19 protein-coding genes are annotated in these 24,467 nt (G+C 71.2%); 8 read left to right on the top strand and 11 right to left on the bottom strand.

Translation table 11 applies throughout. The features are described from left to right. Nucleotides 1–344: 344 nt before the first annotated feature. Nucleotides 345–2,123, bottom strand: coding sequence for an aldehyde ferredoxin oxidoreductase C-terminal domain-containing protein (locus ABT294_RS30110; protein WP_350809657.1), 1,779 nt, complete (start codon nucleotides 2,121–2,123; stop codon nucleotides 345–347). A gap of 103 nt (nucleotides 2,124–2,226) precedes the next feature. After that, nucleotides 2,227–3,579: an aminotransferase class I/II-fold pyridoxal phosphate-dependent enzyme gene (locus tag ABT294_RS30105; protein ID WP_350809656.1), complete on the bottom strand. Its 1,353-nt coding sequence runs from the start codon at nucleotides 3,577–3,579 to the stop codon at nucleotides 2,227–2,229. 106 nt (nucleotides 3,580–3,685) lie between these two features. On the opposite strand from ABT294_RS30105, the gene ABT294_RS30100 reads away from it, so the two are divergent. From ABT294_RS30100 to ABT294_RS30070, 7 genes are all read left to right on the top strand, one after another. After that, nucleotides 3,686–4,627 (top strand): substrate-binding domain-containing protein, encoded by a 942-nt coding sequence (locus tag ABT294_RS30100; RefSeq protein ID WP_350809655.1) that lies wholly within the window; start codon nucleotides 3,686–3,688, stop codon nucleotides 4,625–4,627. Then, nucleotides 4,624–5,436 carry a nitrilase-related carbon-nitrogen hydrolase gene (locus tag ABT294_RS30095; RefSeq protein WP_350809654.1) on the top strand — a complete coding sequence of 271 codons (813 nt, stop codon included), beginning with the start codon at nucleotides 4,624–4,626 and terminating at the stop codon, nucleotides 5,434–5,436. The genes ABT294_RS30100 and ABT294_RS30095 overlap by 4 nt, the downstream gene beginning before the upstream one ends. Then, nucleotides 5,429–6,367 (top strand): ABC transporter substrate-binding protein, encoded by a 939-nt coding sequence (locus ABT294_RS30090; RefSeq protein ID WP_350809653.1) that lies wholly within the window; start codon nucleotides 5,429–5,431, stop codon nucleotides 6,365–6,367. Before ABT294_RS30095 ends, ABT294_RS30090 begins: the two co-directional genes overlap by 8 nt. Beyond that, on the top strand, nucleotides 6,364–7,311 hold the full coding sequence (locus tag ABT294_RS30085) for an amino acid ABC transporter permease (RefSeq protein ID WP_350809652.1): 948 nt from the start codon (nucleotides 6,364–6,366) through the stop codon (nucleotides 7,309–7,311). Before ABT294_RS30090 ends, ABT294_RS30085 begins: the two co-directional genes overlap by 4 nt. Then, entirely contained in the window at nucleotides 7,308–8,072 is a 765-nt protein-coding gene (locus ABT294_RS30080; RefSeq protein WP_350809651.1) for an amino acid ABC transporter ATP-binding protein, read from the top strand. Before ABT294_RS30085 ends, ABT294_RS30080 begins: the two co-directional genes overlap by 4 nt. A gap of 225 nt (nucleotides 8,073–8,297) precedes the next feature. Then, the gene (locus ABT294_RS30075) at nucleotides 8,298–10,229 is read left to right on the top strand and encodes a hypothetical protein (RefSeq protein WP_350809650.1); all 1,932 of its coding nucleotides are present in this window, start codon (nucleotides 8,298–8,300) and stop codon (nucleotides 10,227–10,229) included. Beyond that, on the top strand, nucleotides 10,226–12,397 hold the full coding sequence (locus ABT294_RS30070; protein WP_350809649.1) for a hypothetical protein: 2,172 nt from the start codon (nucleotides 10,226–10,228) through the stop codon (nucleotides 12,395–12,397). Before ABT294_RS30075 ends, ABT294_RS30070 begins: the two co-directional genes overlap by 4 nt. Nucleotides 12,398–12,457: 60 nt before the next feature. On the opposite strand, the gene ABT294_RS30065 is transcribed toward ABT294_RS30070, so the two are convergent. From ABT294_RS30065 to ABT294_RS30055, 3 genes are all read right to left on the bottom strand, one after another. Next, nucleotides 12,458–13,465: a HesA/MoeB/ThiF family protein gene (locus ABT294_RS30065; RefSeq protein ID WP_350809648.1), complete on the bottom strand. Its 1,008-nt coding sequence runs from the start codon at nucleotides 13,463–13,465 to the stop codon at nucleotides 12,458–12,460. Between the two features lie 365 nt (nucleotides 13,466–13,830). Further along, nucleotides 13,831–14,607 carry a phosphotransferase gene (locus tag ABT294_RS30060; protein ID WP_350809647.1) on the bottom strand — a complete coding sequence of 259 codons (777 nt, stop codon included), beginning with the start codon at nucleotides 14,605–14,607 and terminating at the stop codon, nucleotides 13,831–13,833. Then, nucleotides 14,608–15,081, bottom strand: coding sequence for a hypothetical protein (locus tag ABT294_RS30055; RefSeq protein ID WP_350809646.1), 474 nt, complete (start codon nucleotides 15,079–15,081; stop codon nucleotides 14,608–14,610). Between ABT294_RS30055 and ABT294_RS30050 the strand changes: the two genes are divergently transcribed. Next, nucleotides 14,996–15,271, top strand: a complete 276-nt coding sequence (locus ABT294_RS30050) for a zinc ribbon domain-containing protein (protein ID WP_350809665.1) — start codon at nucleotides 14,996–14,998, stop codon at nucleotides 15,269–15,271. The genes ABT294_RS30055 and ABT294_RS30050 overlap by 86 nt on opposite strands. 565 nt (nucleotides 15,272–15,836) lie before the next feature. Here the strand turns inward: ABT294_RS30050 and ABT294_RS30045 are convergent. The 6 genes from ABT294_RS30045 to ABT294_RS30020 form a co-directional block, all read right to left on the bottom strand. Further along, nucleotides 15,837–18,113, bottom strand: a complete 2,277-nt coding sequence (locus tag ABT294_RS30045) for a tetratricopeptide repeat protein (protein ID WP_350809645.1) — start codon at nucleotides 18,111–18,113, stop codon at nucleotides 15,837–15,839. Next, complete coding sequence (locus tag ABT294_RS30040) at nucleotides 18,110–19,849, bottom strand: ABC transporter permease subunit (protein ID WP_350809644.1); 1,740 nt, start codon at nucleotides 19,847–19,849, stop codon at nucleotides 18,110–18,112. Before ABT294_RS30040 ends, ABT294_RS30045 begins: the two co-directional genes overlap by 4 nt. Further along, nucleotides 19,846–21,024: a hypothetical protein gene (locus tag ABT294_RS30035; RefSeq protein WP_350809643.1), complete on the bottom strand. Its 1,179-nt coding sequence runs from the start codon at nucleotides 21,022–21,024 to the stop codon at nucleotides 19,846–19,848. The genes ABT294_RS30040 and ABT294_RS30035 overlap by 4 nt, the downstream gene beginning before the upstream one ends. Next, entirely contained in the window at nucleotides 21,014–21,637 is a 624-nt protein-coding gene (locus ABT294_RS30030) for an ATP-binding cassette domain-containing protein (RefSeq protein ID WP_350809642.1), read from the bottom strand. The genes ABT294_RS30035 and ABT294_RS30030 overlap by 11 nt, the downstream gene beginning before the upstream one ends. Before the next feature lie 160 nt (nucleotides 21,638–21,797). Next, a complete protein-coding gene (locus tag ABT294_RS30025) occupies nucleotides 21,798–22,985 on the bottom strand; it encodes a tetratricopeptide repeat protein (RefSeq protein WP_350809641.1) in 1,188 nt (395 codons plus the stop codon). Next, nucleotides 22,982–24,364, bottom strand: a complete 1,383-nt coding sequence (locus ABT294_RS30020) for an ATP-binding protein (protein ID WP_350809640.1) — start codon at nucleotides 24,362–24,364, stop codon at nucleotides 22,982–22,984. The genes ABT294_RS30025 and ABT294_RS30020 overlap by 4 nt, the downstream gene beginning before the upstream one ends. Nucleotides 24,365–24,467: the final 103 nt, after the last annotated feature.

Below are 24,467 nucleotides of genomic sequence, written 5' to 3'. Positions count from 1 at the left end.
CGGGGAGAGCACAGCCGACTGGGAAACCGGCGGAAGACAGGCCCCGAGCCCTACCGCCAGGAGACGCCACCGCGCCAGCTCCCGACCCTACAGCGAAATAGTTCGGGGTGATTGGGATTTCTTGGGCGCAGTTGGTGGCGTTCCGGGCCTTTCGGGAGGAGTTACCGAAGGCCGGAAACAGACGTGGAGCCCCCGGTAGAAGAGCTCTCACCACAAGAATCTTGATCAGCCGGAAGGCTCCACGTGATTGCTCATCGTGCCACGCTCGACGTCTTCCGCGCACTCGTTCACTACCTCGCCCGACTCCTGCATGAAGAACGCCGACTGCGCGGTACCCCACAGGGTCAGCGCGGGACCGAAGGCCAGCCCAGTTCGGCGTGGAAGGCATCGCGGGCCTGCTCGAACGCGGCGCGGTCCAGCACCGCGCCCGCGTGGCGTCCCGCCGTGATGGGCTCGTCGTGCAGGCGGGCGGGCAGCTCGTCGGGGCCGCCGCCCTCGCGCGCCGCGTAGGCGCGCATCTCGTCGAGCCGCCGCTGCCCGGCGTCCAGCAGGTCCTGGAGGGTGAAGTCCGCCCCGGAGACGGCGGTGACCAGCGCGGTCAGGCGGGGGACGGTCAGCGGCCTGGTCGGTGAGGACGCGAAGACGCACAGGTTCAGCGCGTCGAGGCCGCTCCACAGCCGCAGCAGGCGGGCGGTGCGACGGCCCCGCTCCGCGTCGAGCGCCGCGACCGGTGCGGGCTCGACCGCGATCCGCCTCGCCTCGGGGAAGCTGTACGCCAGCCCGAGCTCGGGGTCGAAGTCGAGGTCGTGCTCCAGGGCGTCGTAGCGCGGGCCGCCCGGGGCGATCGCGTACCCGAGCCCGAGCCCCGGCTGGATCCGAGGGTCGAAGCACGGCAGCTCCACGCCCTTGACGGTCATCGCGTACCGCGCCGCCTCCGGGCCGAGCCGCCGGGCGGCCCGCGCCGCCCCCTCGGCGAGCAGGTCGCCCAGGGCGCCGCCCCGTGCCGCGACGTCCCGGATCAGGCCGGGCAGCGCCGCGGCGTCGCCGAAGGCCGGACCTCCGGGCAGCAGGCCGCGTTCGGCGCACTCCATCGCGAAGGCCAGCGTCCCGCCGAGGGAGACCGGGTCGAGGCCGAGGTCGTGGCAGAGCGCGTTCGCGCCGAGCACGGCGTCGAGGTCGTCGATCCCGAGATTCCAGCCGAGCGACAGGAACGCCTCCTGTCCGAGCCCGCCCGTCCTGCGCTCGGACGCCGTCGGCGGCGCGTACACCTTGAGGCAGTCGTTCGGGCATCCGGGGCAGCCCCCCGACGTCGCCACCGCGCGCCCGTCGTAGTCGCGCGGGCCGGGAACCCGCAGGCCGGTCTCGCCGGGGACGGAGAAGTTGCGCACGGACGCGTAGCCGGGGTCGAGCGGCTCACCCACCCATCCGGCGAAACCGGGCTCACCGGCCTGGAGCGCCGCGAGCGGGTTCGTGGCCATCGAGTCGCGGTAGCCCGCGGCCAGCTCGGCGAGCACGGCCGGATCAGCGACGGCCGCCGGGGCGTCGCCCACGCACACGATCGCCTTGAGGTTCTTCGCGCCGAAGACTGCGCCCAGCCCGTACCGCGCGGCGGGGTAGGCGTAGTCGGTCACCACGCTCGCGTAGCGGACCAGGTTCTCCCCGGCGGGGCCGATCGCCGCGACGTGCGCGCCGTGGCCGTGGCGGGCCCGCAGCGCGTCGGTCGTGGCGGCGACGCCGAGCCCGCGCAGCTCCTCGGCCTCGTGCGCGGCGACCTTGCCGTCCTGGACCAGCAGGTAGGAGAGCCGCTCGGCCCGTCCGGCGACGGCCAGCGCCTCGGCGCCCGCTCCGCGGATCCCCGCCGCGAACGGGCCGAGCGCGTGCGCCTCCCCGGCCACCCCCGACAGCGGCGACTTGGCCAGGAACACCGCCTTGGCGAGCCCCGGCGCGGCGGCCCCGCCGAGCGTCCCGGCCGCCACGTACAGCAGCGCCCGGGGGTCGTACGGGTCCAGCCCCGGGGGCGTGCGCTCGGCCATCAGCCGCAGCCCGAGGACGGACCCGCCGAAGTCGGCGGATCGGTCCTCCCGCTCGACGGTCCCGGCGGTCAGGTCGACGATGAACGGCACGGCAGAGCCTCCCAGGGCCACGCGGCGGACGGGACGGACGCGAACGCGCTGGGTCCCCGACGCGGCACGACATCACAGAACCCCGGAAAGCGCAAGACCGGTGTCAGTGCCGGTCGGCGCCGGGGCGCTTGGCGGCCAGGGTGATCACGTCCGCGAGCTCGTCGAGTTCGCCAGGATCCTCGGTGAGGGCGGCGACGGCCAGCCGGAGGTGCGGCCGCCCCTGGCGTACCCAGTACCGGCTGCCGGGCGCGGCCGAGATGCCGTGCGCGGCCAGCGTGACCAGGGCCTCCGACTCGTCGTGGACGGGGACCCACAGCACGAGGCTGTCCCGGCCGCCGGTGTGCACGCCCCGGGCCGACAGCAGCGCGGCCAGGCTCGCGCGGCGCCGGGCGTACGCGGTGCGGGCCTGGTCCACGACCGCCTGCGTGGCGGGGTCGGTGAGCAGGTGGGCCAGGGCGTCCTGCAGGATCCTGCTGGTCCAGCCGGTGCCGTAGCTGCGCAGCACGCGGACCCGTTCCACGGCGTCGGCGGCCCCGCCGATGACGGCGAGGCGCAGGTCGGGCCCGTGCGACTTGGAGTAGGAGCGCACGAGCACGGTCCGGCCGGGCAGTTGCGTCCCGAGGCTGTTCAGGGGCGCCACCGACAGCTCGCCGATCCCGTCGTCCTCGATGACGAGCGTGGTCGTGGGCGCGAGCAGCCGCGCCAGGTCGGCGGAGCGGCTCTCGGGCACGGCGTGGCCGCACGGCGAGTGGCCGCGTGGCTGGTAGACGAACGCCACCGGGCTGGAGCGCAGGCTTTCGGCGAGCGCGGCGGGGATGGGCCCGTCCTCGTCGCAGGCGACCGGGACCACCTCGACGCCGATCATCTCCAGGATGTCCAGCAGCCTGGCCGCGGTGGGCTCCTCGATCGCGACGCGGTCACCGGGCAGGGCGGTCGTCTGGAAGAGCAGCTGGAGCCCCTCGTACCCGCCGCCGAGCGCCAGCCAGGACTGGGCGGGGAACGGCCAGGTGGGCTCGACGGCGGCGCGCAGGCGAGGGGTGATCGTCTCGCGGGTGTAGTCGTTGAGCCCGTCGGCGGAGGAGGCGGCGGCGAGCGCGGCGTCAAGGGGCGGGAGCAGCGTCCGGTCCGGCGATGCGATGGCGAGGTCGATGGCCAGCCTGCTGCCGAAGTCGCCGATCCGCTCGTAACGCGCCGGGTGGGGCACTCCCGGGGGGCCGAGCACCACGGTTCCGCGCCTGCCCTCCGTCCCGATCAGCCGGTGTTTACGCAGGTCCGACCAGGCTTCCGCGACCGTGCCCGGGCTGACGCCGAGCTCGCGGGCCAGGCCGCGGACGGTGGGCAGCCGCGCGCCGGGCCGCAGGGTTTCCTGCCTGATCAGGTCGATCAGGCAGGTGGCGATGCCACGCGCGCTGGGCTCGCGAACTTGCAGCGCGAGCCAGGCGGAGTCCACCTCCACGGAATCTCCAATCGGACAAAAGTATGTTCAGGAACAAAGCATGTCTTGTATCGCTTAATCGGCTGAACATAAGGTACAGCGCAATACATCGCCAGAAGGAGTATTTGTGACGAAACCACGCATTCGGCTTGCTCTGCGGGACTGGGACCACCTCGTGCCCCTGGCGACGGGAACGATCCGCTCCGAGGCGTTCGACCTGGAGCTCGACTCCCGCGCGAGCACCCCCGACGTGCTGAGCGAGCCGGATCTGGACGGTGGAGAGACCTCCTTCAGCAGGTACGTCCTCGGCACGGCCGCGGGCGACGACCGGCTGGTGGGACTCCCCGTCTTCGTGATGCGTGGATTCCGGCACCGATGCGTACTGGTGAGCCGCGACAGTGACGCGCGCGAGTTCGCCGACCTGAAAGGCGCCCGGGTGGGCCTCACCGGCTGGCCGGACTCGGGCAACACCTGGACGCGGGCGCTCCTGCGGGAGGCCGGAGTCGACCTGGACGGGATCGAGTGGACGGTCGGCGCCGTGGACGCGCCCGAGCCCGGCAAGGACCGCGTCGGCACGGCCGAGCTGCCCGGCAACGTCAGCGTGAGCGACGGCTCGCTCGCGGAAGACCTCGCCGCCGGACGGCTCGACGCGCTCATGACGCCGTTCATGCCCGCGGGCTTCTTCACGCCGCAGAGCCGGTTCCGTCACCTCCTGGACGACCACCCGGCGGCCGAACTCGGCTACTACCGCCGGCACGGCTTCGTCCCCGGCATCCACCTGGTGACGCTCAAGCGCGAGGTCGTCGCGCGCCACCCCTGGCTGCCGCAGGCCGTACAGGAGCTCTTCGAGCAGTCCAAGCGGTGGTGGCTGTCGCGGCGGCGCCTCCTCACCGACACCACCCCGTGGCTGCTCGCCGACCTGAGCCGGACCCGGGAGGTCTTCGGCGAGGACTGGATGCCGTACGGGACGGCCGCCAACGCCGCGATGACCGCGGCCTTCTGCGCGGAACTGCACGCCCAGGGGATCGCCCCCGCCCCCATCGACCCCGAGGAGCTCTTCACCTCATGAACAACCTGCGCGTCGCTGTCGGCCAGTTCGCCTCGGCCGAGGACTGGGCGGCCAACCTGAAAACCTGCTCCGACCTCTTCGACCAGGCCGTCGCCGGGAACGCGGACCTGCTGGTGCTCCCGGAGGGGGCGATGGCCCTGTTCGTGGACGAGCCGGTCCGGATCCGGCAGGCGGCCCAGCCGCTCGACGGGCCGTTCGTCACGGGCCTGGCCGAGCGCACCCGCGGGACGTCCACCACGGTGATCGTCGGCATCCACCGGCCCGCCGAGGACGGCCGGGTGATCAACACGCTGGTCGCCCTGCGCGACGGCGAGATCGTCGCCACCTACGACAAGCTGCACCTGTACGACGCCTTCGGCAGGCGCGAGTCGGACAACGTGCTGGCGAGCTCCGACGCCCCGGTCGTCTTCGACTGCGCGGGCTGGAAGGTCGGCATGATGACCTGCTACGACGTGCGCTTCCCCGAGCTGGCGAGGCTCCTCGCCGATGAGGGCGCGCAGGTCGTGGCGCTGCCCGCCGCCTGGGTGCGGGGGCCCGCCAAGGAGTGGCACTGGGAGGTCATGGTCACCGCCCGTGCCCTGGAGAACACCTACTACGTGGCCGCGTCCGGTGAGTGCGGCCGCCGCAACATCGGCGCCAGCGTGTTCGTCGACCCGCTCGGCATCACCCGTGCCCGGCTCGCCGACACGCCAGGGCTGCTCTGGGCGGAAGCCTCGGCCGACGATCTCGAACAGGCCCGCCGCAGCCTTCCCGTCCTGGCCAACCGGCGCTTCACCGTCAACCCCACCCCGAGGAACATCCATGCGTAAGACTCATGCCGTCAGTTCTGTCAGCGCCGTCGTGGCCGGGGCCCTGCTGCTGGCCGGATGCGGCTCCAACCCGCCGGAGAGCGAGGGCGCCGTCGGCGACGCCAAGTCGGCCCCCGCCGCCGCCGGCCACGCCAAGGACCAGGCCCTGTTCGACCGCCTGCCCGACAAGGTGAAGAGCGCGGGCAAGCTGGTCTCGGTGAACAACGGCTCGTTCCCGCCGTACGAGATCGCCGGGGCCGACGGCAGGTCGCTGACCGGTGTCACGGCCGACCTGTCCGAAGAGCTGGGCGGCCTGCTCGGCGTCAAGATCGAACATGTCACGGTGGACGGGCTGCCCAGCTCGCTCACCGGCATCGCGGCCGGCCGCTACGACCTGGCCCTGGGGCCGGTGGGCGACTTCCCCGAGCGCCAGGTCTCCAACGACTTCGTCGACTGGGTGCAGGAGTACGTCGTCTTCGCCGTCCCGAAGGGCAATCCGCAGAAGATCCAGTCGATCGCCGACACCTGCGGGCTGCGGATCTCCGTGATGGCCGGCGGCTCGGCCGAGAAGGTGATCAAGGGGCAGTCCGACACCTGCGTCAAGGACGGCAAGAAGAAGATCGAGGTCCAGTCGTACAAGGACCAGCCCACCTCGATCCTCGCCGTCCGCTCCAGCCGCGCCGACGCCTTCTTCTCCTCGCAGGCGCCCCTGACCTACTTCGTCCAGCAGTCGGGAGGCGCGCTGGAGCTGGCGGGCACCGGCCAGGCCAACGGATTCGACGACCTCTTCCAGGGGGCCGTCGTGGCCAAGGACTCACCCCTGCGTGACGTGCTCAAGGACGCCTTCCAGAAGCTGATCGACGACGGCACCTACGAGAAGGTCATGGCCAAGTGGGGCACCGGCGGCAACATGCTGAAGCAGGCCGGCGTGAACATGGCGGCGAAGCAGTGACGACCGCGACGGACCGGCGCTCGCCCCCCGAGGTCGACGTCGCGGGCGCCGCCCGCACGCGCCACCCGCTGCGCTGGGTGGCCTCGATCGTCCTGCTCGTTCTGGCGGCCCAGCTGGTGAACCTGCTGGTCACCAACCCCAACTTCCAGTGGGACGTGGTCGGGCGCTACCTCAACGCCCAGGTCATCGGGGCGGGCATCGTCACGACGCTCTATCTCACGGTGATCGGCATGGCCGTCGGCGTCGCCGGAGGGGTGCTCGTGGCGATAGGCCGGCTCTCCCAGAACCCGGTCGCGCGGATCGTCGCCGGGCTCTACGTCTGGTTCTTCCGCGGCACGCCGGTGCTGGTGCAGCTCGTGCTCTGGTACAACCTGTCGGCCCTGATGCCGCAGCTCTCGTTCGGCATCCCGTTCGGCCCCGAGTTCCTCACGGCCGAGACCAACAAGCTGATCACGCCGCTGCTCGCCGCCATCCTCGGACTCGGGCTCAACGAGGCCGCCTACATGGCGGAGATCATCCGAGGCGGCCTGCTCTCCGTCGACCCCGGCCAGACCGAGGCGGCGTCGGCACTCGGCATGAGCCGGGGGCGCACGTTCCGCAGGATCATCCTGCCCCAGGCGATGCGGTTCATCGTGCCGCCGACCGGCAGCCAGGTCATCAGCATGCTGAAGGCCACCTCGCTGGTCAGCGTCATCGCCCTCGCCGACCTGCTGTACACCGTGCAGTCGATCTACAACCGCACCTTCCAGACCATCCCCCTGCTGATCGTGGCCTGCCTCTGGTACCTCGTGATCACGTCGGTCCTGTACGTGGGACAGTCCTTCATCGAGCGGCACTACGCGCGCGGCGCCACGCGGAGCGCTCCCCAGAGCTTCTGGAGCTTCCTGCTGTTCCGGCGGCGCACGCCCGTGGCAGCCCCGACCTCCGAGGAGACGCCGTCATGAGCATGCCCATGGTGCACGCCAGGGCCGTACGCAAGAGCTTCGGCCACCTGGAGGTGCTCAAAGGCATCGACCTCAGCGTCGAGCAGGGCGAGGTCGTCGTCATCCTGGGCCCCTCCGGGTCGGGGAAGTCGACCTTCCTGCGGTGCGTCAACCACCTGGAGACCATCGACGGCGGAGCCATCCACGTCGACGGCGAGCTGATCGGCTTCCGCGCCTCCGGCGGCCGGGTGCAGCACCTGCGCGACCGGGACATCACCCGCCAGCGCAGGGAGATCGGCATGGTCTTCCAGCAGTTCAACCTGTTTCCGCACTTCACCGTGGTGCAGAACATCATCGAGGCGCCCATGGGCGTGCGCCGCGAGTCGCGCGCCCAGGCCCGGACGCGCGCCCTCGCCCTGCTGGAGCGGGTCGGCCTGGCCGAGAAGGCGAACAGCTACCCGCGCCAGCTCTCCGGCGGCCAGCAGCAGCGCGTCGCCATCGCCCGCGCGCTGGCCATGCAGCCCAAGCTGATGCTCTTCGACGAGCCGACCAGCGCGCTCGACCCCGAACTCGTGGGCGAGGTGCTCGCCACCATGAAGGGCCTCGCCAACGACGGCCTCACCATGATCGTCGTCACGCACGAGGTCGGCTTCGCCCGTGAGGTGGCCGATCGGGTGGTGTTCATGGACGGCGGCGTCATCGTGGAGTCCGGACCGCCCGCGGAGGTCCTCGACAACCCGAGCAACCCGCGCACGCGCGCCTTCCTCAGCAAGGTCCTCTGAGAGCGGGCCTGCTGAGGGACGGCTCGCGAGGCAGCGGCGAGGGGTCCTCGACGGCCGCGACCGGCGAACCGGTAGCCGCCGAGGAGCGCTTTGAGCCGGGATCCTCGTGATCGGTTGACAGGGCGTCGTTCGCATTTTACGGTCAGGTCCGTTATCCCTTAGGGGGCGAAAAGCTGCGCGATTTGGCACTTTCGCCCACGACCGTAATCCTGCGAAGGCCGTCGCATGCCGCTGTTACGCCACTGGACCGCTCTGACCTGCCTCGCCCTCACCCTCGTCACACCTCCCGCCCCCGCCGCCTCCGCCGCCGCCTCCTCCACCCGCTGCGCTCCCGAGGGCACGATCACCGACCTCGGCCCCGCCAGCGTCACCAACGCCCTGGGCAACGCCGAGTTCGTCGGAGACACGCTCTACGCCGTCACCCGCGGCCTGTCACCCAACGTCGTCGGCGCCTACGACCTCGCCGCCGACCGGGTGACCGCCCACCACGACATCCCCACCGGCATCGGCGCCTGGGCCATGGCCCGTGTCGGCACCGACCTGTACGTGGGCACCCACGTCCCGTCCGACCTGTACAAGCTCGACACGATCACCGGGACGGTCACCAAGGCCGCCTCCTTCGACGACCACTTCATCTGGAACCTCGCCGCCTCGCCCGACGGTAAGATCTACCTCGGCATGTCCGAGACGGGCAGGGTCGTCGAGTACGACCCCGCCACCGGCGGCACCCGCGACCTCGGCGTCGCCAGCCCCGGCGAGCAGTACGTGCGCAGCCTGGCCGCCGACGAGCACACCGTGTACGCGGGCGTCGGCGCGCACGCCCACCTGGTGGCCATCGACCGCGCCACCGGCGCGAAGAAGGAGATCCTGCCCGCCGAACTGGCCGGGCGCGACTTCGTCGCCAGCATGGCCATCAGCCCCACCCGGCTGGCGATGGGCATCTCCTCGCAGGGCGAGCTGCTCGTCATGAACAAGGCCGACCCCGCCGACCACGCGATCGTGGCCGTCCCGGGGGAGAAGTACGTGACCGCCGTGGAGTTCCTCGGCCAGGACGTGTACTTCACCGGCCGCCCCACCGGCACCCTGTACCGCTACCGCGCGGGCAAGGTGGAGGCGCTCGGCGTCCCGTACCCCGAAGGAGGGACGCCGCGGCTGCTCGCCCACGACGGCAAGATGTGGGGAGTCCAGGACGGCGCGGCGTTCGTCTACGACCCGGCCACCGGCGCGATCGACTACCGCAACCTGGTCTCCCGCGGCTTCCGCGCGGGAGCCGAGCAGCCGATGACCGTCTACGCCGACGGCACCCGCGTCTACCTCGGCGGCAAGGGCGGGATGCAGGTGCACGACCTGGCCGGCGGGTCCCGGCGGATCGGCCTGCCCGGCGAGCCGAAGTCGATGGCGGAGGTCGACGGCCGCCTCTACGCCGGCGTCTACACCCAGGCCCTGCTGTACGGCCACCGTCCGGGCAGCGACACCGCCGAGCTGCTGGCCAGGATCGGCAACCGGCAGGACAGGCCGCGCGACATGGCCTACGACCCGGGCACCCGCTCGCTGGTGATCGCGACCCAGCCGGAGCCCGGCCAGGAGGGCGGCGCGCTGTCGACGTACCGGCCGGGCACCGGCGCGCTCAACGTGCGCAGGCCGGCCGTGCCGGACCAGAGCGTCTACTCCGTGACCGCCCACGACGGCGTCGCCTACCTCGGCACCTACATCCAGGAAGGCTTCGGGCTGCCGCCCAAGACCCGCACCGCGCGGCTGGCCGCGTACGACCTGCGCGTGGGCAGGCTGCTGTGGCAGTTCGAACCCGTGCCAGGGGCAGAGTTCATCGCCGACGTGGCACGGCTGCGCGGCCGGCTCTACGGGGTGACCGATTCGGGCGTGCTCTTCGAGGCCGACCCGGAGACCCGGCGGGTGACCAGGAGCGTCAGGGTCGGCACGCACGGCGGCGACCTGGCCGTCCTGGACGGGCGGCTCTACGGGATCTCCGGCGAGGCGGTCAGCAGGGGCGACCGGGTCTACCGCGTGGACCTGCGCGACCTCAGCGTCTCGACCGTGGCCGACGGGCTGGCGGGTGACTGGTTCGACGGGGCCAAGCTCGCCGCCGACGGCTGCGCCCTCTACACACTGCGCGGACGGGACCTGGTGAAACTCACATGAAACTGACCTCGATCCTGCTGTCCGCGACGCTGCTGCTCGGGCCGGGGACCGTCACCGACTTCGGCGTCCAGTCCAGCGCGCTCACCGTGCTCGAAGGCGTCTTCGGGACGGACCAGGCCGGGCGGCCGGTCGTCTACAGCGCCCAGATGGGCACGCCGGGCGTGGTGGCCACGGTCGACCCGGTCACCCGCGAGCACCTCGGCACCGCGGAGCTCCCCGGCGCGTCGGGCGCCTGGGGCATCACCCAGGCCGACGACGGGGCCGTGTACGCGGGAAGCTACCCCAACGGGCACGTGTACCGCGTCGACGGCGACAAGGCCGTCGACCTGGGCGCGCCGGTGGCCGGCCAGACGGTGCTGTACGGATTCCAGCCCGGCAAGAACGGCACCGTCTACGGCGGGACCTATCCGGACGCGCACGCGTTCTCCTACTCACCTGGCACCGGCTTCCGCGACCTCGGCCGCATGGACGACGGCCAGCAGTACGTCACCGACGTGGCGGTCGACGCCGAGCGGGAGCTGCTGTGGGCCTCGATCGGCACGGGCGGCCACCTGATCCGGATGGATCTCCGCACGGGCGACAAGCGAGACATCTGGCCCGAGGCGCTACGCGGTGACCCGAACTATCCGTACGACCTGAACCTGGTCGCGGGCAGGCTCTTCGTCAAACGCAACAAGCTTCAAGGGCTCGTGCTCGACCCCGACACCGGCGCGGTCCTCGCCGACGGCTTCACGATGAGCTCCCGCGGCACCACCCGCACGGCCGAGGGCGGCTACGTCTACTTCACCTCCGGCACCGCGCTGTGGCGCTACGACCTGGCCGCCGACCGGCCCGAACCCGTGCCGGGCCCGGTCACGGCGGGCGGGCCCGGCGTCGGCTGGGGCTTCGTCGACGGCACCCTCTACGCCCTGATCGGGAACTACTTCGGCGACGCCCTCTCCTACGACCCGCGCACCGGCGCGTCCCAACGTTTCAAGCTGCCCTTTCCCGCCCAGCCGATCGACATCAACAACGTCAGCGCCGGCCAGGACGGGAAGATCTACACCAACCTCTACATCAACGGCACCCTCGCCACCCTCGACCCCGCCACCGGCAAGGTCACCGAGCTCGGCCGCGCCGGCCAGGCCGACGGCCTGTTCTGGCGCTCGGGCAAGCTGTACCTCGGGACGTATCCCAGCGGGGCCGTGCTCGAGTACGACCCCGCCCGGCCGTGGGCGTCCGGCACCAACCCGCGCGAGCTGTTCCGTCTGATCGACGACGGGCAGAACAGGCCACAGGCGTTCGCGACCTCGGGCGGCAAGATGTACGTCGGCAGCACCCCCGACTACGGGCTGTGGGGAGGGGCGCTCACCGTCTACGACTTCGGCAGCGGCCAGCACACCGTCCTCAAGGCGCCGGTGCAGGACCAGGGAGTGATCTCGCTCGCCGTGCTGGGCGGCACGCTGTGGGGCGGCACCACGATCAACGGCGGCGGCGGCACCACCCCGAAGGCCACCGAGGCCAGGCTGTTCACCTACTCCCTGGCCGACGGGGCCAAGACAGGCGAGCTCACACCCGTGCCGGGCGCGTCCTCGATCACCTCGGTCGTCGAGGGCCCCGACGGGAAGCTCTGGGGTCTCGCCGACGGGACCGTCTTCGTCCTCGACCCGGCCACCTCCACGGTGGTCCGGCGGATCACGCTGCCCGCCGGGTACAGCGGAGTCCAGGACGAGCTGCACGTCAATCCCGACTCGCACGTGTACGCCTCGCTCGACGGCGAGCTGATCCGGATCGACCCGCTGTCGTACGCGTTCACGGTCGTGCGCGACAGCGGGACGTACCGGACCTCTCAGGACGCGCAGGGCAACCTGTGGTTCCGCAGCGGGGTCAAGGCCGCCAACAACGCCGTCCAGGGCGGCGCCCACCTGCTCCGGTACACCCCGCCCCCGGACGCCTGCCCGCACTCCGACATCTCACCGACCGTGGTCGTCAAGACCGCCGACAGCGGCGTGGCCAACCGGTTCCGCCCCGACGGCTGCACCCTCGAAGACCTCATCGAGGACGAACGCTACGAAGGGCCCCAGCTGACCGCGTACGTCGCCAAGACCACCGCCAAGCTGGTCGCCGACCACGTCATCACCCCCGCGGAAGCCGTCAAGATCCTCCATTCCACCCCGAAGCCCAGCTGACCGCACGGCACTCACCTACGCCGACCCCGGGCGGCCCCGCTGTATCCGCTTAGTGGACGGCTATCCAAGGCCGGCCGTCAGGGACCCCGCACCGCAGGCGGGACAGTCCGGTCTCTGCGGGATGGGCCTGGATCGCAGCTCCAGCGGCCAGAAGTCGATCTCGGTCCAGCGGCCGGTGAACGCCGGCGGAAGCCCGGTGAGGACGCGGACCGCCTCCCACGCCAGGATGTTGCCCACGAGCCCGCAGAGGGCTCCGATCGCGCCCGCCTTCTCTCGCTTGCCCACCAGCGACTTCATGCGGTCGCGACCGTGGTCGGCGAACGTCTCGGCGCGCACGCACGCCCAGCACGCCGACCGCCCCGGCACGATCGTCGTGCCGATGACCCCGATGTGGTACGCGTACCCGGTGCCCATGATGTGCGGGACATCCGGCCAGCACGCCTCGGCCACCCAGCCGGCCACGTCGTTCGCGGACGGCTGGTCCGCCGCGTTGACCAGGACGTCCGCTCCGTCCAGCAGATCGGCGAGATCGCCGGGGCCGTCGATCCTGCGGTTCACGGGCTCGACCGTGATGAAGGGGTTGACGGCGCGGAGCCTGGCGGCGGCGGCGTCGACCTTGTGCCGTCCCGTGTCGGCGGCGGTGAACAGCGCCTGCCGGGTGAGGTTCGACGGCTCCACCCGGTCGAAGTCGCAGAGCCGGATCGTTCCCACACCGGCGTTCGCCAGTGACAGCGTCACCCATCCGCCCAGCCCGCCGACGCCGCAGACGACCGCGGTGGAGCCGTCGAGACGCTTCTGCAGCTGGACCCCGCTCGCGCAGTCGGCCAGGCCCTCGTCGCAGAAGTCCTGGAGGAGTCGTAACTGCCGGTCGTAGAACTCGGCACGCTCGCCGCCCAGCCGCCCGAACTCCTCGGCGACGTCGCCGACCTTGCTCAGAATCCGCTCCTCGGACAGGACCGTGAGAACGTCGCGCAGATCCTCACGCCTTTCCGAATCGCCGTCGCAGACCATTCTCTCGATGTCGTCAACGGTTCGCCGCCCGTCCAGGAGAACCACGACGCGTTTCACGAAGTCGTCTGCGGTAAATCGCTTCACGGTCCGATCGGCGGTGCACAGGAACAGTAGTTCGTCCCCGTCCATCTGCACAATCACGCTTTCCCGCAGGCGCGGACGCCATCCCGAATCGCTCATGCCGCACCCAATGCCTTCAGCCGGGAATGAGGCGGAAGACCCGGCCTCCGCCTCACCCGGACTATCGGATCAGTTGCCTACGGAGTTCGACGCCGTGACAGCTCCGACACGCAACGGCTCTTCGTTCACCTTCAGCATTACGGGACGTCGCTTCATAGCTTCCCCTCTTCCTCTCGGGTGAATCACCTGGATTCTACCCGTGAAATGTCGCCGGTGCGGTGAGTGATCCTCCGCATAAGCTGTCAATCTTTTCGCGCGTCGGCGAAGTCATTCAGTTCCTGAACGGCCCGGTCCATGTCGGCGGCGAATCCCCGCTGCATCAACTTCGCGTACAACTGGTCGCCGCGGGCCGCGCCCCGCCGTATGTCGTCGGCGCGTGCGCTCATGCGCGCCTGCACCTCCTTGATGATCGCCCCGGGGTCGCCGTGCCATCCGTACGCGTCCAGGAACAGGCGCAGCCGCCTGGGCCGGGCGTCGAAGTCGGTGAAGCCCTCCGTCGCCGCCACGCGCCGCGAGTGCAGGGGGACCCAGCTCAGCGCGGTCCAGGCCACGTCGGATTCCACGGTGATCGGGCCGGCGAAGTCCCAGTCGAAGAAGCCGGCCAGGCGCCCCTCGTGCCAGGCGGCGTTGAACGGGCTCGCGTCGTTGTGCGCGATGATCAACCCGGGCGCCCACCTGCCACCGCCTCGCCAGGCGGCGTCCCGCGGGGGGACGAAGTCCGACACGGCCGCGTGGTAGGCGAGCAGCCACCGAGCCACCTGGCGGAGAGTGTCCTCGGTCCGCGTCCACCCGGGCCACACCAGGCGGTTGCCCATGGTCTCGCCCTCGAGGTAGGTGAGGATCTCGCGGCCTTCGTCGTCGAAGCCCAGGACGCGCGGCGCTCCGGCGAAGCCCTTGCCCTCCAGGTGCCTGAGGAGCTCGTGGACCGCGGGCGTCCAGGTGTTCACGGCCCGCCGGACCGTCGCGCCCACGCGGATCGCGCCCCCGTCGTTGCCTCCTTCGAGCCGGGTCTTCGCCATTCAGCCACCTGCCGCGGGGTTCGGAGCGACACCCAGGATCTCCGCGATCTCGCTCAGACCGCTCTCACGACGGGACGCGCGCAGCATCTCGGCCCTGCCCGCCTGCTCCCATCCGACCTTGCGCATCCGCGCGTCCCTGAGGGATTCCACCCTCGCCGTGCCGTCACCCCAGCCGGGCGAGACGTCGATGTCCGGCATCCCGTCAGCCACCTTCTCCATCCAGGCGCGTATCAATTCCGGCGACCGCCAGGGCTCCGCGCGTATACCAAGGTCCGTGACGCCCGCGCCGATGTCCTGCACGAGACCAGCGCCCGCCTGGTGCGCGAGCACGACCTGATCGTGATCGATCGTTGGTGCCCCCAGCAGGACCTGCTCGGCGTGCGGGCACCTGCTCGCCGAACTCTCGCCGGCCACCCGGACGTGGCACTGCCCGCCCTGCGGCACCCGGCACGACCGGGACACCAACGCCGCCAAGAACATTCTGGCCGCTGGTCAAGCGGCGCCCGCCTGTGGAGCTGACGTGAGACATTCCGGGTCCTCCCGGGTGCGGTCGGCTGTGAAGCAGGAAACCTCACTCGCGAGGGTGGGAGTCCCCCTTCCTTTGACAGGGGGAGGAAGTCAACGTATAGCGGTTCATCGCGGGGGTCGCCGGGCTGGAAGGTGACGAGCGAACGGGCGGCACTCTCTGTCGCGCTGCCTCTCAGCAGTATCACGATGGCGTTGATCGTGAGGTCGCCGCCGTGGCTGTCGAGCGAGATGTCGTACCCGAAGGAGCGCCGTATCCGGCGGCCAAGTTCGAGGAGGTCCTTTTCCGTGCCGCCGACGCCGACGAAAATCGTCGGCAGGGCCGAAGTCTTCGTGGCCCAGAATGTCCGACCAGATCCGGTGAAGCGTCTCTTCTCGGTAGCCAGGGATTCCGTGCCCCCCTTCAGCGTCTTCCAGCATGAGATCCTTTCCAGTAATTGTCCACACTTCAGGGGAAGCGACGCCAGCCCTGAGTTTTCCAGCTCTGCGTGGAGCCTTCGGAGCCGGCCTTTTCTGATACGGCGTGGCCTGCTGCCTTCCCTTCGCTCCTGACGAGACGCGCACAGGGGAGAAGGTGACCGATTGATGCCAGCCGAACCGGGTCCAGTCGAGGTCCTCCTGCAGCATCCCGATGTCGTGGACGCTGTGCCGGTCACCGTCGAGACCGTCTACCGTGACCTGGGCTCGACCTGAGGGGCGAGCGATCATTCGGTCGAGGACGGCCTCAGGGCTTGGAGTCGTCTGCGGATCTCCGCGACCTGTGTGGGCTCGCCGTGGCCGTTGTGGGTGGGCAGCGCCGCAAGCCCCTTGACGACATGGTCGTCGACGTGGTGGCCGAGCCTGGCCAGATGCAGGTGGGCCAGGGCGACGCTCACGCCGTGCCTGTCGTGCAGCGACTCGGTCAGCAGCTCCGCTGCCTGTTCGGGGTCGGCCGCCATCAGGCTGGTACCGAGGTGGAGCTGGCAGCGCGCCCGCCCGGGGGAGTCGTGGACCTGCTCGTAGAGCTGTCTCGCCTCTTCCCAGTGCTTGGTGGCTCGCTCGGGCTGGGAGAGGAGCCACGACGCCAGCCCGAGCAGTTCGTGGGCGTGGGCCTGCAGCCCGATGTCGTCGACGTCGTCGCCCAGCGCGAGGATGAGCAGGTCTCTCGCCTCGGCGTAGAGCTTCTGGGCTGCCTCCGGACGATCGGAGGCGGCGACGCTCTGGCCGTGGCGAAGTCGCAGCGAGGCCCGGTTGACCAGTTCCACGACGCGGCCGAAGGAATCTCCGCCGGGCAGCGACTCGCGGCAGTCCAGCAACGCCCGCTCCACCCCTTCGTAGTCATCGCCCGTCACCATGAGCTGGATGGCATGGGAGGTGTGGATCTGAGGGGTCCAGGCCCGGTGCGGCCACCGTGCGGCCGCCTCGTTCCACCGGTTGCCGGCTTCGGCGAACTGACCGGCCGCGCGCGCCAGGGCGGCGCGGCGTAGGCCGGCCGCGAGGCGGAGAACCGGGTCGTCGAGGGTGTCGGCAAGTCGCGCCACGGCGTCAGCGGTACGGCTGCGGAAGCTGGCACGTTGCGCCAGCTCGAACCAGATGTCGAGGGCGTCAGCGATACGTGTCAGGTTCGGCAGAACGGCTTTGTAGGGTTTGGCCGGTTGGTCGGAGACGGCCTCGATGGTTTCCAGGAGCGTGATGTCCTCGGTCTGGAACCACGCTCTCGCTCCGTGATGGTGAGCCGAGCGGAGCTCGGCCGCGTAGCTCTCGGCCTGCCCGGCGTAGAAGGTGATCAGCCTGGACCAGCTACGGTGCCGTTCGCGCGGCTTCAACCGGGCCGCCGCCGGCCTTGCGGCGTCGATCGTCCGGTATCTGTGCGGCCCGACCCGCTCCACCAGCAGGCGGTCGGTGAGCTCGGCCACGTGCCGTTCCACTGTCTCGCGGCTGTCGCCGGTGAGCTCGGCCGCCGCATCCGCGCCCAGCTCGGCGACCGGGGCGCCGACGAGGTAGGCGAGCAGCCGCCGCGCCGGCTGGGAGGCGCCGCTCAGCTGCCTGCTCAGAATGAACCCCAGTGCTGCTTCACCATGCCCGCGCTCGGTGCTCTTCTGCAGGTCGCCGAGCAGGGCGGTGAGCGTGACCGCGCGGTTGCGAACGAGCCAGTCGGCCACACTTATGATCACTGAAGGGCTTCGGAGGTAGGAGGCGGCCAGTTCGCCGGCCTGCTGGGGTTCGGCGTCGATCCAGGGGCCAAGGCCCACCTCCCGCATCAGCCTGAGCCCGTGATCGGGTTCGAGCCAGTCGACGTGGACACGCGGCATGATGGCCGGCACGTGGTCGGTCGGCAGATGCCCCGCCACGATGATCCACGCGCTTTCGATCGGCCTGGCCAGCCACTCGACCTGATGCCAGTTGTCGACGTTGTCCAGGACGAGCACGGCACCCGTGCCGCGCAGGGCCTCGTCGAGCATGGGAAAGGCCTCTTCGGCCGAGGTGATCTCCCGGGAGGGCAGTTTGAGGGTGCCGAGCACCCGGGTGGCCACGCTGAGGACGTCCTCGGCCCGGCCCGGGTCCGGCCCGCGAAGATCGGCGTAGTAGCGGGGGGCGGCCGTCAGCCGCCAGGCGGCGTTGATGGCGAGGGCCGAGGTACCGATGCCGACAGGTCCGTGCACGGTGATCATCCCGTGCTCCATGAGTTCCCGCACGACCGTGACGAGGAGGTCTTCGCGGCCGAGCAAGGAGTTCGGCTCCGGCATCTCGCCTCGGGGCGCGAGCTGCGGGTGAGGGGCAGGCCGGCCGCCGCCGAAGGCCAGCAGGTAACCGATCAGCAGCGCCGCCAGGACTCCGACCGCCAGCCAGGCGCTGATGTTCAGCAGGATGTTGCCGGTCAGGTTGGCGATGATGTCCACGACGACCGCGACGAAGAGCGTCGAGGTGCCCACACCCGCGGCCCGCCACGGCCGTGCCCTGGTGGCTTCCACCAGCCGGTTGAGCGGGGCCCGCCAGTTCATCGGCGGCCCTCTCGGGTGTGCGTCCCCAGGCACAGACGCAGCCCGGGAAGCAGGTGCCGCCACGTCGAGCCGATGACGAGCAGCGTGATGAGCAGGGCCGTCATCGAGCCCGCCGCCAGCGGCCCTGATGAGGTGACGAACTGGCGGGCCTGGCCGACCATGGCGGTGGTCACCTGACCGGCTGTGGATCCGCCGAGAACCAGCCCCACGACGAGGTCGTTCCAGACGAGCACGAACTGGACCACGGCCACCGCCACGAGGGCCGACCGGCGATGCGTCAGGACGGTGAACAGCGCCGTGCCCGGGTCCGGCCGCATCAGGTCGCGACGGACCTCGGAGTGCGGCACGGAGGCGAACGCGTTGCGCAGCATCAGGATGGCCAGCGGCAGGCCGAGCGCGGCGTAGATCAGGGTCAGGAACGCCGGTGCGCCCAACACTCCGAGCCCCTTCAGCGTGCTGAACAGCGGCCCGGCGACAGCCTGCGGAGGGGCGACGGCCAGGACCCCGGCCAGTGCGATCAGCGTCAGGCGTACCGTCCGCGGCAGGCCACCCCAGGTCAGCACGAACGCCGCCGGTGCGGCGACGCTGACGACGAGGGCGGCGGCCACCAGCGCGCGGACCGCGGTCGTGGTGAGCGCGCCGGCCAGCTCTCCGCCGGCGAACGCCTCGGCGTACGAGCCGAGTCCGTAGCCGCCGCTCCACCAGCCGCTGAGCGCCGCCTCCTTCGGCTCGCGCACGGACGTCAGGCCCAGGACGAGCAGCGGGAGCGACCACACCGCGGCCGTCACCAGGCCGATGGCGGGGCCGGCGGGCCTGGTGCGGGGCAACGCCCGCTCGGCCGGCAGTTCACCGGCGGGCCGCTGCCCGGCCAGCCCCCACAGCGCCAGCACGGCGGCGAGCACGATCACGACCGCGTACATCGACATCGACAGCGCCGCCGACGCTCCCTCTCCCAGCTCGTTTCCTTGGCGCCACCACACCAGCCCGATCACCGCCGTGCGGTCCTGCATGGAACCGGGGGCAGTGATCATCACCAGTTCGAAGACGCGCACGGCCGCCACCAGCACGATGAGCAGGGACAGCGCGGCCGAAGGGGAGAAGGCCGGCAGCGCCACGGTACACAGCCGCCGCAGCGGCCCCGCTCCCATCGCCTTGGCGGCGCGCAGCAGCCGAGAGGGCAGGCCGGCCAGGCCGAGGTCCAGCACGAACACCGCCAGGCCGGTCCACTGCCAGGCGAAGGCCAGGGCCAGGATGAGGCCGATGCCGTCCTGGCCGAGGAAGGCGCTGAGATTCTCGTCCGGCAGGAGCGCGCTCACCGTGCCCCGCGCGGGGTCGGGGTCGAACAGCAGGCGGTAGGTCACCCCGACCACGAGCGGAGAGGCCACGGACGGGATGATGAGGGCGGCCAGCAGGACCTTGCGCATCAGCGGCGGCACGGCTCTGGTCAGCAGGGCCAGGAGGAACCCGGCCAGGCAGATGACGGGTACGAGGGCGACGAACCGCAGGCTGTTGGCCGTCGCCTGCCGTACCTGCTCGTTGTCGAGCAGCACCCCGATGTGCCCGTAGCCTTCGACGGCGGTGGCCACCAGGGGGGCGATGAGCAGCAGGGTGGTCAGGACCACCGCGGGCAACAGGAGCAGCAGCATCGGCCACGGCCTGGAACGCCGACCGTGCGGCGGCGTCCGCGTGTCCTCGACCGGGGAAACGTCGAAGAGGAGATCGTCGGCGCGGCTCACGCGCGCTGTCCTGTCAGGCTGACGATCGCGGTGTCGGCGGCCTGTTCGGGGGTGAGCCGGTCGACGGCGACCTGGCGGAAGAAGTCCTTGAAGATCCTCCACGTGCCCTTGCCCTCCCCGGCGGCGAGTCTGCCGGTGAGGCGGTCCGACAGGTCGAACTCCCCGCTCTGCACGTCGTTCCACAGCTCGGGTGCGCGTAACGCCTCAGGAGCGTCGCGGGGAGGATGCCGCAGCGGCAGCAGTCCGCCGTCGCGCGCCCACACGTCCGCGGCCTCGGAAAGCAGCCTGGAGATGAGCTGCTGTCCTGCCTCGCTGTCCTTCAGCAGGACCGCCACGTCACCGCCCACGAGCGGGCGCCTGGCGTGACTGCCGGGAAAGGCGGACCAGGCGGCCGGGTAACGGCCGAAGTACCGGATGACCGGCCAGGCGGAATCGGCTCCCGCGACCGTCAGCGCCTGCCCGCGCGCGAAGACGTCGAGAACCGACTCCTCGAACTGTGTGATCAGTGCCCGCCGCGGCCCTCCGGGGAACAGGCCGCTGATCTGCCACAGCCTGCCGAGCCGGACGAGGGCCTGCCACACGGACGGGTGAGCCCAGTCGTCGCCTCCCGTGGAGAGCCGCCTGTAGGTGTCGACATCGATGCCGAGCAGGACGTTCTCGAACCAGTCCGTCAGGACCCAGCCGTCGGCCGCGCCCAGCGAGAGGGGATGCTGCCCCTTCGCGGCGAGATCCTGGCACCAGCCGACCCAGCCAGGCCAGTCTCGAGGTGGCGTGGCACCGAACCGGCGATGCCACACCAGCGACTTGTGGGAGACCTTGAACCAGATCCCGTAGACCCGCCCGTCACGCGTCACCAGCCTGCTCCAGCGTTGTGGATCCGGCGAGGTGAGCGGCTGGAGCCGGGAGAGCGGATCGGTCACCAGACCGGGCTGAGGGACGATCGCGACGTCAGGCAGCATGGCGGGCGCCACCTGGCTCCTCAGCAGCGGCCCGATGTCGTCGCCCACGGTGAACGTCGTGGCGTCGGCCCCAACCTGCCTCAGGGCGGATTTGAACGCCGACAGCTCCCGGCCGCTCCACACGCAGGCGATCTGCGCGGTGTCACCTCCAAGAGAGCATCCGGCCGCCGCCACCGCCAGGCCGCCGAGCGCAGCCAGCGCCCGCCTACGTCTCATCGCTCTCGACCACCTCCCACGCGGGCTGTTCGCTGGCCCCCTCGACGCGGGAGGGATCATCGGTCACGACGATCACCGCCACGTCGGCGCGGACCGCCGCGGCCACCGCGGTGTGGCAGGGCGCATGACCTCGGCGATCCTCGAACACCACGACCGCGGGCTCGCCGCACAGCGCTCGGGCCAAAGACGCCTTCACCTGCTCATCGGCCGACAGCGCCGGAGGATATCGGCGCAGAAAGGGCTCCATTCCGACGCGCCGCGCCGCATACCTGGCGAGTTTTCCGCGATAGCTCCTGGACCGGCCAGGCCCCAGCGGATATGCGATGTTGGCCTCCACCGTCATGTGCGGAAACAGCCCACCACCCAGCGGCACCAACGCCATCTTCCTGGACCCGGCCGGCTGGGAGGCCACTGACTCGCCGCTGACCCGGATGCTCCCGTCAAGCGGCACCGCGAGACCGACAAGGACATCCACGAAGGCATCGGCGATGGCTGCCTGCTTGGTGACGACCACGCACACCTGTCCGGGCCGCGCGCTCAGCTCATCCCGATCCAACTGGAATCGCCCTGATCTCGTCTCCCACACGAGCCCTCGCAGGAGGATGCTTTCCATGACGGTCACCTCCCGGCCAAGAGTCAAGGTATCAGTGTTCCCTTACTCTCTCCGGAGAACGGCGGTTTGGTACGAGCGGTTTCACCGTGTTTGCGGCGCCCGAAACGATGAGGAATCTGGCAGGCGCATAACCCGCTTCCGCCTTTCCGGCGATCCTCTGTCACCCGTCGTGGCCGAGTACGCGTCGTACGCCCGCCGCCACCCAGATCGTGGCCAGCCCGGCGTACACGCCCAGCAGCGCCGTGGTCACCGAGGTGAGAACCACCGACGTGACGATGGCCAGGACGAGCAGGACCGTCCAGCCGTACAGGACCGCGCGCCCGCGGGCCGAGCCGGTGTGCACGGCCTCCTGGACCGGGGTGACCAGGGCCATGACGGCCACGCCCGCGGTGCCGATCGTGTCCTGGCCCAGCGCCACCCCCAGGACGAGCAGCGCCGCGCCCACGGCCACCAGGCAGCACCCCAGCACCGCCACGCGGGCCTCGGCGCCCTCGAAGAGCAGCCGGGTGGCCTTGGCGCGGGCCAGCCGCAGCGTGGTCCACGCCTCGGCGACCCAGGCCGCCCAGTGCAGCACCGCGATGAGCACGAACACCGCGATGAGGGGCGGGACCGCGGGCAGCAGGAACACCAGCCGCCAACCGCCGCGGAACCGGCCCCGCAGCCGCGCGAGCCCCCTGTAGAGGGGATTGCGCTGCTTCAGCGCCGTCACGAGGAGATCCCTGGCCTGGTCGAAGCCGGGGTCGAGGCGGAGCACCTCGCGGAAGGCGTCCGCCGCCGTCCGGGGATCTCCGAAGGCCAGCGCCGCACGGCCGTACACGAGGTGCGCGGTGGCGCTCTCCGGGTCCAGCTGGACGGCGTGCGCGGCGGCGGCCCTGGCCTGCTCCGCGTCCCCGAGATGGGTGAGGGCCAGCGCCAGCAGGCTCGCCAGGTCCGAATCGTGCGGATCGATGGCCAGCCCGCGGCGCGCCGCCTCGGCCACCTGGGGCCACTGGCCCGTCAGCATCTGCGTGCGGGCCAGCAGCTCCCAGGTCGGCGCGTACTCGGGCTCGAGGTCCAGGGACGCGTTGACGGCGGCCATCGCCTCGCCGGGCCGGCGGGCGCGGTAGTACACCTGTCCGGCCGCGTAGTGCGAGAACCACTGGTCGGGCGCCAGCCCCACCGCCTCGTGCGCCTCCGCGACCGCCTCGGCCACGTTGCCCTGCTCGACCAGGGCGAGCGCCAGGAAGGCGTGCGCGGTGGTGTGCTGCGGCTCCTGGGCGAGCAGGCCGCGCAGCTCCCGCTCGGCCTCGGCCGGGCGGCGCATCTGCATGAGCGTCCGCGCCCGCTGGAGTGGGTCGGCGACCGTCACCACTTGCCCTTGACCCAGGGCATCAGCTCGTCCCAGGCGCCGGAGTCGTTGGCGTGCATCACGTAGTTGCGCGCCGTGGCCATCCACTCGCGGACCGCCGTGGGCCGCACGCTCTTCGCGGCGGCCAGCAGGTCGGGCGTCGACAGCGGGATGGGACGGCCCGCACTGATCGACTGCTGGAGCTTCGCCTCCACCGCCCGGTCCACCAGGCCCTTCAGGTCCGCTCCGACGAAATGGTCGGTGACCCGCGCCACCGCGTCGAAGTCCATCTCGGCCAGGGGCTTGTTACGGCACAGGATGCGCAGGATGGCCGCGCGCGCCGCGGCGTCGGGCGGCGGGACGAACACCGGCTGGTCGAGCCGGCCGGGACGGCGGAAGGCCACGTCCACGTACCAGGGCGCGTTCGTGGCCGCCAGCACCAGGACGCCCTCGTTGGCGTTCTGGTCCACGCCGTCGAGCTCGGCCAGGAACTGGTTGACGATCTGCCGCGTGTGCGCCTGGCGCATGTCGGAGCGGCGGGCGGCCAGCGCGTCGACCTCGTCGAAGAACAGCACGCACGGGCGGTTGCGGCGTGCCAGCTCGAACGTGGCCCGCAGGTTGCGCTCGCTGGAGCCGATGTACATGTCCAGGATGTCGGCCAGCCCCACGCTGACGAAGGACGCGCCGAGCTCACCGGCGGCGGCTCTGGCCAGGTGCGTCTTGCCCGCTCCCGGAGGCCCGTACAGCAGCACCCCGCCACCCGCGCGCTTGCCGTACGCGGCGAACAGCTCCGGCTGCTGGATCGGCAGCAGCAGCTTGACCCGCAGCGCCTCCTTGACCGTGTCCATGCCGGCCACGTCCGCGAAGGTGAGGCCGGAGCGCTCCACCTCCGCGCTGGTCTCGCCCGCCGGCGCGGCGGCCGCTGGAGGGGTTTCCGGGGTGGCGTACAGCGGGGCGGGCGGGGCCGACAGCCGGGCGGCGAGGTCGGCGTCGGCCACGGACGGGTCACGGGAGACCGCCTCGTGGTAGCGGTACCCCGCCCTCGCCGTGTCGCCCTCACCGAACAGCGCCCGTGCCGCCAGCACGCCCAGCCTGGGCGGGTAGCCGGGCGAGGCCAGCAACGGTTCGAGCGCCGCCAGCGCCGCGCCGTGGGCGCTCTGCCGGACGAACGCCTCCGCCAGCCCGGCCGTGATGTCGGCGTTCTTGGGCGCGAGCACGAGCGCGGCGCGGTATTCGGCCTCGGCCTCGGCGAGATACCCCTTGGCCAGGAGCTGGCCGGCGAGGTGCTGCCGCAGGGGGAGGTTGTCCGGGGATAGGCGCGCCGCCTCGCGGAGCGCCTGCAGGCCGGCATCGTCGAGCACGTGCCGTTCCCTTCTGTCGCAGATTTCGGTCGGTCTCAAACTACGCAACATACCGAAATCAGCGCTCGCATATCGGTACACCCCGGACCAATCCGCCCGCCTTCGGCGTCGGCCTGAGCTGCGGAGACCTGCGCGCGGCGGC

The organism is Nonomuraea sp. NPDC000554, assembly GCF_040300065.1.
Taxonomy (GTDB): domain Bacteria; phylum Actinomycetota; class Actinomycetes; order Streptosporangiales; family Streptosporangiaceae; genus Nonomuraea.
The sequence above is the reverse complement of the archived record's forward strand: the minus strand, read 5'-3'. Positions and strand labels throughout refer to the sequence as shown.